Source organism: Streptomyces sp. H39-C1 (genome assembly GCF_027158125.1).
Taxonomy (GTDB): Bacteria; Actinomycetota; Actinomycetes; order Streptomycetales; family Streptomycetaceae; genus Actinacidiphila; species Actinacidiphila fildesensis.
In genome coordinates, this window is record NZ_JAPVLS010000145.1 from 2,293 (window position 1) to 14,079 (window position 11,787).

The window sequence follows — 11,787 nt, forward strand, 5'->3', positions numbered from 1 at the left end:
GTGACCGTCGGCGGCCTGGTCCCGTCCAGAACGAAGCCGGGCGAGCTGATCCGGCAGGTGGGCCTGGTACCGCAGGAGCCGCGGGACCTGCTCTACGCGGACACCGTGGCCGGCGAGTGCGCGGCCGCCGACCAGGACGCGCACGCCGCGCCCGGCACCTGCCGCGCGCTGGTCACCGCACTCCTGCCGGGCGTCCTCGACGAGACCCATCCCCGTGATCTCTCCGAGGGCCAGCGGCTGGCACTGGCGCTGTCCGTCGTCCTGGCCGCCCGGCCGCCGCTGCTGCTGCTCGACGAGCCGACCCGCGGCCTCGACTACGCCGCCAAGGGCCGGCTGATCGCGCTCCTGCGGGCACTGGCGGCCGACGGCCATGCGATCGTACTGGCCACGCACGACGTCGAACTGGCCGCCGAACTCGCCCACCGGGTGGTGATCCTGGCCGACGGCGAGGTGGTCGCGGACGGCCCGACCGCCGAGGTCGTGGTCTCCTCCCCCGCCTTCGCCCCCCAGGTCTCCAAGATCCTCGCGCCGCTCCCCTGGCTGACGGTCCCGCAGGTCGCGCTGGCCCTGGAGGAGTCGTCATGACGCCTCCCGGAACGCCTCCCGAAACGTCTCCCGGGCCGCGACCGCGCGCCGACCGCCAGGTACGTCCCATCCGGCTCGGTCCGCGCTCCGTCGTCGCGCTGGCCCTGATCTCCGCGATCGGCATCGCCCTGTTCGGCTGGCCGCTGCTCGCCGACCCCGGCACCGGGCTCGCCCACAGCAAGGACGCCCCCTGGCTGTTCGCCGCGCTGCTGCCGATGCTGATCGCCGTGGTGATCGCGACGATCGCGGACGGCGGGATGGACGCCAAGTCGATCGCCATGCTCGGCGTACTGGCCGCCGTCGGGGCCGCCCTGCGCCCGCTGGGCGCCGGCACGGCCGGCATCGAGCCGATGTTCTTCCTGATGGTGCTGTCGGGACGGGTGCTCGGCCCCGGATTCGGCTTCGTACTGGGAGCCGTGTCGATGTTCGCCTCCGCGCTGCTCACCGGCGGCGTCGGACCGTGGATGCCGTTCCAGATGCTCTCGATGGGCTGGGTCGCCATGGGCGCGGGCCTGCTGCCCCGCCCCGACACGCTGCGCGGCCGCGGCGAGCTCGCGATGCTCGCGGCGTACGGCGTCTTCTCGTCGATCTTCTACGGCACGGTCATGAATCTGCAGGGCTGGGTGACCATCGGAGGGCTCTCCTCCGGGATCTCCTACGTCGGCGGCGACCCGGTCCTCGACAACCTCAGCCGTTTCGTCGCGTACTGCCTCGCCACCTCGCTCGGCTGGGACCTCCCACGCGCCGCCGTCACCGCAATCCTCACGCTCACCCTCGGCGCGACGATCCTCAAGGCGCTACGCCGAGCCACGCGCCGCGCCGCGTTCGAGGTGCCGACCAGTTTTCAAGCGCCGGACGGCTGATGCAGCCGTCCGGCGCTTGAGGACCGGGGCCCGGGGCGGAGCCCCGGCTACAGCCGCTGGATGATCGTGCCCGTCGCCAGCGCACCGCCCGCGCACATCGTGATCAGCGCGAACTCCTTGTCCGTGCGCTCCAGCTCGTGCAACGCCGTCACGATCAGCCGCGCCCCCGTCGACCCCACCGGATGACCGAGGGCTATCGCGCCGCCGTTGACGTTGACCTTCTCCAGGTCCTGGTCGAAGACCTGCGCCCAGGACAGCACGACGGACGCGAACGCCTCGTTGATCTCGATGAGGTCGATGTCCTTGAGCGTCATCCCGGCCTTGCCGAGCACCGCGCGGGTCGCGTCGACCGGGCCGTCCAGGTGGTAGTGCGGGTCGGAGCCGACGAGTGCCTGGGCGACGATCCGGGCGCGGGGGCGGAGCTTGAGCGCCCGCGCCATGCGCTTGGAGGCCCACATGACGGCCGCGGCGCCGTCGGAGATCTGCGAGGAGTTGCCCGCGGTGTGCACGGCGGTCGGCATGACCGGCTTCAGCTTGGCCAGGCCCTCCATGGTGGTGTCCCGCATGCCCTGGTCGCGGTCGACCAGCCGCCACATGCCCTGACCGGCCTGCTGCTCCTCCTCGTTGGTGGGGACCTGCACCGCGAACGTCTCGCGCTTGTACCGCTCCTCCGCCCAGGCCCGGGCGGCCCGCTCCTGCGAGATGAGGCCGAGCCGGTCGACGTCCTCCCGGGTCAGCCCGCGCCGCCGGGCGATCCGCTCGGCGGCCTCGAACTGGTTGGGCAGATCGACGTTCCACTCGTCGGGGAACGGTTTGCCCGGCCCGTGCTTGGAACCGCTGCCGAGCGGCACCCGGGACATCGCCTCCACCCCGCAGCCAATGCCGATGTCGATCACTCCGGCGGCCACCATGTTCGCGACCATGTGGTTGGCCTGTTGCGAGGAACCGCACTGACAGTCCACGGTGGTCGCGGCGGTCTCGTACGGAAGTCCCATGGCGAGCCAGGCGTTGCGTGCGGGGTTCATCGACTGCTCGCCGGCGTGGGTGACGGTGCCGCCGACGACCTGTTCGACGGCGTCCGGCTGGATCCCGGTCCTGCCGAGCAGTTCGCGGTACGTCTCACCCAGCAGGTAGGCGGGGTGCAGATTGGCGAGCGCGCCTCCGCGCTTGCCGATGGGCGTGCGTACAGCTTCGACGATGACGGGTTCAGCGGCCATGAATCTCGTCCTCTCCTCGACCGGTCGGCGTCCCGGCGCCTCCGGCAGAACTAGAACGCGTACTAGTTCTGTCTGCAGTCTTATTACCCATGGAGCGCGGCGCGCAAGACTCGTGCACAAGCCTCCATGGGCCCGCACCCAATCCACACGGTCATTCCCCTTGCCACTTGTAGAACTGGTTACTACCTTCGAGCCATATCTGATGGACCGTCAGACATGGAGTGGCCGATGCCCTGCCCAGCGCTTCCCGAAGGCTTCGACTTCACAGACCCGGACGTGTACGAGCAGCGGGTACCGCTCCCCGAACTCGCGCAGCTGCGGCAGACCGCCCCCGTGTGGTGGAACGAACAGCCCCTCAATGCCGCCGGGTTCGAGGACGAGGGGTACTGGGTCGTCACCCGGCACGCCGACGTCAAAGAGGTCTCGCTCAACCCCGACGTCTACTCGTCGTTCCTCAACACCGCGGTCATCCGCTTCAACGAGCACATCACCCGCGAACAGATCGAGATGCAGCGGCTGATCATGCTCAACATGGATCCGCCCGAGCTGACCCGCGTCCGGCAGATCGTCCAGCGGGGCTTCACTCCGCGCGCGATCCGCCAGATGGAACAGACCCTCCGCGACCGCGCCCACCGCATCGTCGCCGAGGCGCGCGGCCGGCGGACGGGCAACTTCGTCACCGAGGTCGCGTCCGAACTCCCGCTGCAGGCCATCGCCGAGCTGATCGGCATCCCGCAGGACGACCGAACCAAGATCTTCGACTGGTCGAACAAGATGATCGCCTACGACGACCCCGAGCTGGCCATCACCGAGGAGGTGGGCGCCGAGTCGGCCATGGAGCTGATCTCGTACGCCATGAACCTCGCCGCCGCCCGCAAGGAGTGTCCGGTCAAGGACATCGTCAGCCAACTCGTCGCAGCCGAGGACGAAGGCAACCTCAGCACGGACGAGTTCGGCTTCTTCGTCCTCGTGCTGTCCGTCGCCGGGAACGAGACGACGCGCAACGCCATCACCCACGGCATGCACGCCTTCCTCACCCATCCCGAGCAGTGGGAGCTCTACAAGGAGACGCGGCCGAGCACCGCCGCCGAGGAGATCGTCCGCTGGGCGACCCCCGTCACGTCCTTCCAGCGCACCGCCACCCGGGACACCGTGCTGGGCGGCCAGGAGATCAAGAAGGGCCAGCGCGTCGGCATGTTCTACGCCTCCGCCAACCACGACCCCGAGGTCTTCGACCACCCCGAGCGCTTCGACATCACCCGCGAACCCAATCTGCACCTGGGGTTCGGCGGCGGCGGCCCGCACTACTGCATGGGCAAGAACCTGGCGATCATGGAGATCGACCTCATGTTCAACGCCATCGCCGACGCGATGCCCGACATCAAGCTGGTCGGAGACCCCCGCCGGCTGCGCTCCGCCTGGATCAACGGCGTCAAGGAGATGCAGGTCAGCTACGAGGGCTGAGCCGGCCGGCGCATACGGCAGGATGAGGTCATGAGCATCGTGAAGATCAATGCCCTGACCGTTTCGGCGGAGATGCGCGAGACGCTGGAGAAGCGGTTCGCGGCGCGTGCCGGCTCCGTCGAGAACTCCGACGGCTTCGAGTGGTTCGAGCTGCTGCGCCCGGTCGAAGGCACCGACCAGTACCTCGTGTACACGCGCTGGCGCAGCGAGGAGGACTTCAAGAACTGGATGTCCACCTCGATGCGCGGTCCGGGCGCGCACGGCGGTGGTGCGGGCACGGGCGAGGGCGGAGCCGAGCGGCCCAAACCGGCCGCTTCGGACTCCGCCCTGTGGTCGTTCGAGGTCGTCCAGCAGACGGCTCCCAAGAGCTGACCACGCGTTTCCCGGCCGCCCTCCCCGGCCTTGACGGCTGGGGAGCGTCCTTCGTTCCGCCGGCCGAGCGTCAGTCCCTCGGCCGTACCAACTGCGAGGGGTCGTCGAGCCAGGCGCTCTCGCCCTCCTGCGTGACGGTGAGCCCGAACCGTGTGTGCTCAGGGCCGCCCTGCGCCACCCACCACCGGTATGCCGCTTCCGTTTCGTCCCACAGCCGGCGCGGACCCGACTGCCAGACGCGCGCCTCTTTCTCCGCGTCCCGGAACATGACGCACGCCCAGGATCTGTCGCTCAGCCCGTAGAACCAGACGGGCCGCGCGCCGTCACGTTTGTCGGCCACGGCCTGCGAGCAGTCGGGCACGCGAAGGCCGAGGGCGAACCGGGCGGCGGTGTATCGACCGGTGACGAACTCGGCTTCAGTGATCGTCGTACTGGACGTGTCGGCGTCATTCATCGAGCCCGTGGCGAGGTAGTCGTCGTGGTCAGGGCGGGACAACCGCTGAGCTCGGAGCTTCATGAATTCCACGGGGCGCGTGAAGTTCCCCATCGCCTTGCCGTCCTTCACCACCAGACGGACCACGGCATCCGCGTTGGAGAAGTGCGTCCCCCACGGGGCGACGACGAGTCCGCCCGGACGGGTCTGCTCGATCCAGGCACCAGGAATCTCCCGGAGTCCGACGGTAGCCAGAATGCGGTCGTACGGGCCCCGCTCCGCGCATCCGGCGAACCCATCGCCCATGACCACCACCGGGTACAGACCTGCTGCGCACAGCCGTTCACGGGCACGTGCGGACACGACGCGGTCCACCTCGATCGTGGTGACGTTCTCACCGCGAAGACGGTGCGTCAGTGCACCGGCCGTCTCGCCCGTGCCGGTGCCCACGTCGAGCGCCTTCATGCCCGCGTCCAGGTCCAGGTCCAGGAGCATCTCGTAGACGACAGAGGGCATGGACGAGGAACTGGTGGATACATCGCCTGGCGCCGTGCCGGTGTGCTTCCCGTCATCCCACTGGGTCACGATGGGAATGTCGCTGTCCGCCGCGGCGTACCAGGTGCCGGGGTCCGTTCTGCGGTCCACGCAGACGCTGGTCCCCCGCTCCATGTCGAACGGCCACATCAGATCCGGCAGGAACGCGGCCCGGTCCACCGCCGCGAAGGTCGGCGCCCAGTCCGACGTCATCGATTGCGTCTCCAGGAGGACGCGCCCCAGCTCCTTGCGGCTGGGGCGCTCCACCTGCGCGGAGTTGAGCGTCACCTCTTGTGCTTCCCATCGCCGGGCGGGGTTCCCCCGTCAGGGCTGGGCGGGTCCTTCGGCGGGGTCCAGGGGGTACCCGGGTGCTTGTCCTTGTCATCGTCCCCGCCCCAGGTGGGGGCGGTGGCCCACAGACTCGTCATGCGTCGCTCCTTCGTTCGCTCTGCCGGTGCAAATGCTCCAGCCCCTTGGCCAGTTCGCTGATTCCGCTTCCGGCCTGCTGGTCCTGCGCCGCGAGTACGAAGTTATGGCTACACAGAGAGATGCAACAGACACGTAGCGTGGTGCTTCTCCGGCGGATCGACGGGAAGTGCCACACCGCGTAGTAGTTACCCGGTTACGCCCAGGTGAGCGGCCATGTCCCGCATGTCTGTGGTCAGCGTCCGCTTTCGGTGCGACAGGATGTCCTCCATGATGTACCGCGCCATGGACTGATGCTTCAACCACTCCGGCGAGCTGCGGAGGATCGCGTTGAGCTCATCCATCGCGTCCTGATGTGATCCCAGCTTCGCGTGGGCCCTCGCGACGTCGAGTCGGTGTCGGTCCCAGTTGTTCGCACTCGGCCGGCCGAACCGCTTCAGCGCCTTTGCTCCCACGGGGCCTTCGTCAGCCCGGCGGAGCACCCCTCGGGCGTCCCCGATCAGGGAGAGGTCCTCAATCGCCTTCGCCTCGGCGGTCACCGGCCCGAAGGTGGTCCAATGCTCCCGGAAGTCGACGTGCTCGACATCCAGCGCGCTCGCAGCTGTCGCGGTCATGCGCCGCGCTTCCTTGGCCACATCCGGGCGGTTGTTGCGCATCGCGGCCGAGGCGACGCGCTGGAGCAGCTCACCCCACACCGCCAACTCACCTGGTGTCGCACTGGAGATCCGCGGTTCGATCTCCTCAGCCGTGACGGTCGCCAAGCGCTCGGCTTCGTCGAACCGGTCCTGGCGCAGGAGCAGCCAGCCCATGCCTACGACGCCTGTAGCGGCAATCAGCGTCTGTCCGGCCTCCCTGGCGTCCCGGATGCCCTGGGAGAGTGCGTGATAGGCCATGTCGTACCGCCGTACCTGCGTCAGGTACTTGCCGGCGAGCAGGAAGGAGCTCGCGCGCAGGACGATGGCCCGCCGGCGGGCCTCCTCGTCCTCAGCGAGCACGACCGCGGCCTCGGCGGAACGCAGGATGGCGGGCAGTTTCTTGGCAACCGAGTCATAGCGGTCCGCCTGGTAAAGGCTGTGCGAGTCGTCGATGTCTCGCTGGATGGTCGCGGGGTTGGGGGTCTGATCAGGTGCGGTGAGCACTTCCGACAGCCCGATGGGCGGCATGAGCGCTCGGCGCAGCTCCATCAGCTTCGGGCCGTCGCCCGGGTTCGCACGAACAGGCTCCGGCGACCCGGTGGCGAAGAGGCTGGACGTAGTGGTGCCCAGCGCCCTCGCGAGCAGGTGAATGGTCTCGACCTGGACGTTGCCGCCCTGCTCGACCTTGCGCACCACACCCACCGACAGACCGGCCGCTTCGCCGAGTTGCTCCTGGCTCATGCCCGTCCGGCGGCGATGGGTGCGCACGTTCTCTCGCAGCGATGACATCGAATCACCTCCCGTTCAGCGTACGCCGCTTGACCGAAGGCGAAGAGCCCCTCCGGGGTGATCCGGAGGGGCTCCAAGGGTGAAGCCCGCGGCAAACGAGGCCCCGCGTCCCAGCTGCTCTCGCAGCTGTGCGCCCGGCTGCCCGGTCGGCCGCTTCAGATGCTGAGGAGCTGCTGCGTCAGATCGCGGTAGTGCGTCAGCGCCACGCGCAGTTCCTCCGTGTCGGCCTTGGCGTCGTCGTTCTGCCAGGTCGACCGGAGGGTCCGGCGGCGCTCCGCGAGCTTCTCGGTGAGCTGCCGGGCGACCTGCTCGAGGACGGCGTCGGCCTCCTCGACGGACTTGCGCGGCTCGTCCACGAACGTGCCCATCGCATGCTGCAACCGCTCCTCCAGCCCGTCACCGGCGCCCGCGGGCCCGCTGTGGCGGGCGCTGTGGGTCTCGGTGGTGCGGAGTCCGGCGCCCTCGCCTGCGCGGGCGGCGTCGCTCGTGCGCGTCGCGTCGCTGGTGCGCGAGGCGTCGGTCGTACGCGGGGCCTCGGTCGTACGGGTGGGTTCGGTCGTACGCGTGGGTTCGGTTACCCGCTTGGCCTCGCTCGTACGGGGGGCCTCGCTCGTGCGTGCCGCGGTGGCCTCGTCCTTGCGCGGATCGGCCATGCGCGGCGGGCGCGGCGGCTCGTCGGGGCTCTGGGCGGGGTTCCGGTCGGGTACGGCGCTCTCGCGGGTCTGGTCCTGGCCTTCGTTCATCGTCCCTGCACTCCTGACACTTCGTTGATGACTCACGACTCATGGCTCATGGCTCATGGCAGGGGCTGACGGCCCCGGTCCTGCGGTGCGGTGGATACCGGCGGTGGTCCGTCAGTTCTGCCGGCGGCCGAGCACTCCGAGGCGCGATCCGCTGCCGTGCGGCTTCACCGCGGCCGGCTCGTCGGGGCGGTCGGGGTCCGCGTCGCGGTTCGACGGCGCGCGGTTCGTGTCGGCCCGGACGAGCTCCTCGAACATCGCGCGGGCCCGGACGAGCGCCTCCCGCATCTCCTCGGTGGAGGTGCCGTCGTCGCCGCCCCGCCGCCCGGCGATCTCATGGGCGTCGCGGTAGCCCTGCAGATGACGGGCGTGGTGCACGGACAGCGCGTCGAAGTGCTCGCCGGACTTCGCGTCCGGGAAGCCGCGGTCGCGGACCAGGTCCCCGATCAGCGTGTCGGCCTCGCCGAGCGCCTTCGCGGGCGAGTCGATGAAGTGCTCCTGCACGGCGGCCCAGCGGGCCGTGTACTCCTCGCGGGCCTGCGTCGGCAGCGGACGGGTGGTGATGTCCCCGTGCCGGCTCAGCCGTTCGGAGAGCTCCTTCTCGGTGGCCTTGGTGTCGCCGTCATGGCGGCGCAGGACCCGGTCGTACTCGGGCCCGAAGCGGCGGTGCAGGCTCCTGCCGCCCATCCCTCCCGGCCGGAGCAGCACGGTCGTGAGAGCGGCGGCCAGAACGATGACGACCACGACGATGGCGATGATCACGCCAGTGGACATGGGAATGCCTCCCGTTTCTGCGGGTCTTCTACGGGTCGACGGACAGGGTGTGCTTCGTTGCCGGCTCATCGATCGGCTTGCCCGAAAGCGGGTGCCCAAACGTCGAACACCCGCCCGGCGAGGGCCGGGCGGGCGTCGGGGCCCGGGGGCCGGGAGCGTCAGGCCGTGGCGCCGCCGGTCGCCGGGCGCCCCTTCTCCAGGCGGTCGGTGTCGCCGCCGCACAGGTCGCCGCTGAGCTTCGTCAACAGCGCCGCGAGCTCCGCGTGCCGCTCCGGGTCCCAGTCGCCGAGCAGCTCGCCGAGGACGGTCCGCCGGGCCACGCCGAGTTGCGCGGCCATCGCCCGGCCGCTGTCGGTGAGGACCAGCGGATTGCCGTCCCGCACGGCCAGTCCGCGGGTCTCGACCTCCACGGCCGCCTCCTCGATGACGTCGGCGGGCACGGTGGTGCGCCGGGCCAGCTCCACCGGGTCGGTCTCGCCGCCCTTGGCCATCCGCAACAGCAGCCAGCTGGACGCCGGATGGATGTCGAGGTCGGCCAGCTTGGTGATCCGCACATACAGGTCGCGGCGCGCCTCCCGGCTGCCGAGCACCGACAGCCCGCGGGCGATCTCCTCGATCGAGGACCGTTCCACCGGGTTGGTGCCCAGGGTCTCGCTGGCGTCCGGCACCGTCACGGAACCGCGCAGCGGCTGTTCCTTGAGGAACCAGGCCAGCACGAACGCGATCAGGGTGACCGGCACCGCCCACAGGAACACGGTGGTGATCGACTCGGAGTACGCGTGCACCACCGGCCCGTGGATCGCGGCCGGCAGGGACTCCACGGCGCGCGGGTCGGAGGAGATCAGCGACGGGTCGAAGCCGGGCGGCAGCGGCGTGTTCGCGACCAGGACCTCGATCTTGCTGTTGAGCTGGTTGGCGAAGACCGTGCCGAAGATCGAGACGCCGAAGGAGGCGCCGATGGAACGGAAGAACGTCGCGCCGGAGGTGGCGGCGCCCAGGTCCTCGTAGCCGACGGAGTTCTGCACGGCCAGGATCAGCACCTGCATGACCAGGCCCAGGCCGAGGCCGAAGATCAGGAAGTACAGGCTCATCACCCAGGTGCTGGTGAACTCGTCGAGCTGGTGCAGCAGCAGGAGGCCGATGGCCGTGATCCCGGTGCCGAGGATCGGGAAGATCTTGTAGTGACCGGTGCGGCTGACGATCTGCCCGGAGCCGGTGGAGGACACCAGCAGGCCGATCACCATCGGGATCATGTGCACACCGGACAGCGTCGGTGAGAAGCCGTGGACGACCTGCAGGAACGTCGGCAGGTACGTCATCGCGCCGAACATCGCGAAGCCGATGACGAAGGAGATCACCGAGACGAGCCAGAAGGTGCGGATCCGGAACAGCCGCAGCGGCAGCACCGGTTCCACCGCACGGCGCTCGACGACGATGAACACGGCCACCAGGACCAGGCCGAGCACCGTCAGCCCGATGATCTTCGGCGAGCTCCAGGGCCAGGTCGTGCCGCCGAGCGAGGTCACCAGCACCAGGCTGGTCGCGGCGGCGGCGACCAGCGCCATGCCCAGATAGTCGATGCGGTGCGTGGTGCGGCGTACCGGGATGTGCAGCACGGCCGCGATGACGGCCAGCGCGACGACGCCGATCGGCAGGTTGATGTAGAACACCCAGCGCCAGGAGAGCTGCTCGGTGAACACCCCGCCCAGCAGCGGCCCGAGGACGCTACTCGCGCCGAACACCGCACCGAACACGCCCTGGTAGCGGCCCCGCTCGCGGGGCGGCACGATGTCGCCGACGATCGCCATCGACAGCACCATCAGACCGCCGCCGCCCAGGCCCTGGAGGGCGCGGAAGGCGATCAGCTGCGGCATGTTCTGCGAGATACCGCACAGCGCGGAGCCGATCAGGAAGATCACGATGACGGTCTGGAAGAGTTTCTTCCGGCCGTACATGTCGCCGAGCTTGCCCCATAGCGGGGTGGCGGCCGTCGAGGCGAGCAGATACGCGGTGACGACCCAGGACAGGTGCTCGATCCCGCCCAGGTCGCTGACGATGGTCGGCAGGGCGGTGGACACGATCGTCTGGTCCAGCGCGGCCAGCAGCATGCCGAGGGCGAGGGCGCTGATCGCGATGCGCACCGATCGCCGGTCCTGGATCTCGCCGGGGGCGGTCGGCGGTCCGGTCGGGGCCGTGGTCTCCTGCGCCATGCCGTGCTCCTCGCGTCGCGCCGCTTGATCGCGAATCAATATTCACACTATTCGCTCCGGTTTCGCGCTCTATGGACCCCCGGTCGTGCTGGACAGACCTGGGCACGGCATGCCCGCGGCGGCATAATCACTGCGTCTTGAGGTATCCGAGGACCGTTTGTGGGAGGGGAGCCCAGTGGCGCCGGAGGGGGAAGAGGGACCGGAGCCGGGTGTGGCCACGGCCGCGGCCCGGTCGGCCGAACGGCAGATCGCGCTCGCGGCGACGGAAGGCTTCCACCCGCTGCGCGTTCGGCCATACGTGGCGGAGCCGGGCACCGGGCCCGCCGAGTCGACGGTCAAGCCGCTGATCGGGACGGCCGCGTACCGCCCGGCCGCCACCGACGTGGGGATGTTCCCGGCCACCTACGACGGCTTCGAATACCCGGCGGACGATGCTCTCGCATACCCGGCCGAGGACGGTCCCGGACATCCGGCAGACCTGTCCGCTGCGGGCCCCCATGAGTCAGGGCTGCTGCTGGACCGCACCGGCCACTCCGACTGGAGCGACGCCGAGGGCCCGGGTCAGCACCGTGGCGGCCGGCGCCGCCGCCCCCGCCGCCGCAGACGGGGCCTGGTCGTCGCGGCTGCCACCGTGGCCGCCACGGCGATGGCCGCCGGCGCGGTCGCCGTCGCCAACCAGCTGCTGAGCACGCCCGACCGGCCGGAGCGGGCCCTGCCCGACAACACCAGCAGCGACCCCGACCTC

At 69.9% G+C, this 11,787-nt stretch carries 11 protein-coding genes and 1 pseudogene; 5 read left to right on the top strand and 7 right to left on the bottom strand.

Translation table 11 applies throughout. The features are described from left to right. Together O3W51_RS45085 and O3W51_RS45090 are read left to right on the top strand one after the other, a co-directional pair. Window positions 1–585, top strand: a 585-nt coding sequence (locus O3W51_RS45085; RefSeq protein ID WP_269289666.1) for an AAA family ATPase, incomplete at its 5' end; no start/stop codon positions are given. Continuing rightward, on the top strand, window positions 582–1,448 hold the full coding sequence (locus O3W51_RS45090; protein WP_138357691.1) for an ECF transporter S component: 867 nt from the start codon (window positions 582–584) through the stop codon (window positions 1,446–1,448). The genes O3W51_RS45085 and O3W51_RS45090, both read left to right, overlap by 4 nt. Window positions 1,449–1,495: 47 nt before the next feature. On the opposite strand, the gene O3W51_RS45095 is transcribed toward O3W51_RS45090, so the two are convergent. Continuing rightward, window positions 1,496–2,665, bottom strand: coding sequence for a steroid 3-ketoacyl-CoA thiolase (locus tag O3W51_RS45095; RefSeq protein WP_138357692.1), 1,170 nt, complete (start codon window positions 2,663–2,665; stop codon window positions 1,496–1,498). A gap of 228 nt (window positions 2,666–2,893) precedes the next feature. On the opposite strand from O3W51_RS45095, the gene O3W51_RS45100 reads away from it, so the two are divergent. Next, a complete protein-coding gene (locus O3W51_RS45100) occupies window positions 2,894–4,129 on the top strand; it encodes a cytochrome P450 (RefSeq protein WP_138357693.1) in 1,236 nt (411 codons plus the stop codon). Between the two features lie 30 nt (window positions 4,130–4,159). Beyond that, the gene (locus O3W51_RS45105) at window positions 4,160–4,501 is read left to right on the top strand and encodes an antibiotic biosynthesis monooxygenase family protein (RefSeq protein ID WP_138357694.1); all 342 of its coding nucleotides are present in this window, start codon (window positions 4,160–4,162) and stop codon (window positions 4,499–4,501) included. 70 nt (window positions 4,502–4,571) lie between these two features. On the opposite strand, the gene O3W51_RS45110 is transcribed toward O3W51_RS45105, so the two are convergent. From O3W51_RS45110 to O3W51_RS45135, 6 genes are all read right to left on the bottom strand, one after another. Continuing rightward, window positions 4,572–5,756: a protein-L-isoaspartate(D-aspartate) O-methyltransferase gene (locus O3W51_RS45110; RefSeq protein ID WP_244809158.1), complete on the bottom strand. Its 1,185-nt coding sequence runs from the start codon at window positions 5,754–5,756 to the stop codon at window positions 4,572–4,574. Then, window positions 5,753–5,896, bottom strand: a complete 144-nt coding sequence (locus O3W51_RS45115) for a hypothetical protein (protein WP_187144861.1) — start codon at window positions 5,894–5,896, stop codon at window positions 5,753–5,755. The genes O3W51_RS45110 and O3W51_RS45115 overlap by 4 nt, the downstream gene beginning before the upstream one ends. 186 nt (window positions 5,897–6,082) lie before the next feature. Beyond that, entirely contained in the window at window positions 6,083–7,318 is a 1,236-nt protein-coding gene (locus tag O3W51_RS45120) for a helix-turn-helix domain-containing protein (protein ID WP_138357695.1), read from the bottom strand. 155 nt (window positions 7,319–7,473) lie between these two features. Further along, window positions 7,474–8,061: a hypothetical protein gene (locus O3W51_RS45125; RefSeq protein WP_198357963.1), complete on the bottom strand. Its 588-nt coding sequence runs from the start codon at window positions 8,059–8,061 to the stop codon at window positions 7,474–7,476. 111 nt (window positions 8,062–8,172) lie between these two features. Next, a complete protein-coding gene (locus O3W51_RS45130) occupies window positions 8,173–8,832 on the bottom strand; it encodes a hypothetical protein (RefSeq protein ID WP_138357697.1) in 660 nt (219 codons plus the stop codon). Window positions 8,833–8,990: 158 nt separating this feature from the next. Beyond that, window positions 8,991–11,042, bottom strand: a complete 2,052-nt coding sequence (locus O3W51_RS45135) for an MFS transporter (protein ID WP_138357698.1) — start codon at window positions 11,040–11,042, stop codon at window positions 8,991–8,993. A gap of 211 nt (window positions 11,043–11,253) precedes the next feature. On the opposite strand from O3W51_RS45135, the pseudogene O3W51_RS45140 reads away from it, so the two are divergent. After that, window positions 11,254–11,787 (top strand): annotated as a pseudogene (locus O3W51_RS45140) (hypothetical protein); the annotation flags it as partial.

Excerpts from the sequence above, each read along its gene's own strand:
- O3W51_RS45115 (WP_187144861.1), bottom strand. The coding sequence starts at position 5,896 with ATGACGAGTCTGTGGGCCACCGCCCCCACCTGGGGCGGGGACGATGAC.
- O3W51_RS45105 (WP_138357694.1), top strand. The coding sequence starts at position 4,160 with ATGAGCATCGTGAAGATCAATGCCCTGACCGTTTCGGCGGAGATGCGC.
- O3W51_RS45135 (WP_138357698.1), bottom strand. The coding sequence starts at position 11,042 with ATGGCGCAGGAGACCACGGCCCCGACCGGACCGCCGACCGCCCCCGGC.
- O3W51_RS45095 (WP_138357692.1), bottom strand. The coding sequence starts at position 2,665 with ATGGCCGCTGAACCCGTCATCGTCGAAGCTGTACGCACGCCCATCGGC.
- O3W51_RS45130 (WP_138357697.1), bottom strand. The coding sequence starts at position 8,832 with ATGTCCACTGGCGTGATCATCGCCATCGTCGTGGTCGTCATCGTTCTG.
- O3W51_RS45090 (WP_138357691.1), top strand. The coding sequence starts at position 582 with ATGACGCCTCCCGGAACGCCTCCCGAAACGTCTCCCGGGCCGCGACCG.
- O3W51_RS45100 (WP_138357693.1), top strand. The coding sequence starts at position 2,894 with ATGCCCTGCCCAGCGCTTCCCGAAGGCTTCGACTTCACAGACCCGGAC.
- O3W51_RS45120 (WP_138357695.1), bottom strand. The coding sequence starts at position 7,318 with ATGTCATCGCTGCGAGAGAACGTGCGCACCCATCGCCGCCGGACGGGC.
- O3W51_RS45125 (WP_198357963.1), bottom strand. The coding sequence starts at position 8,061 with ATGAACGAAGGCCAGGACCAGACCCGCGAGAGCGCCGTACCCGACCGG.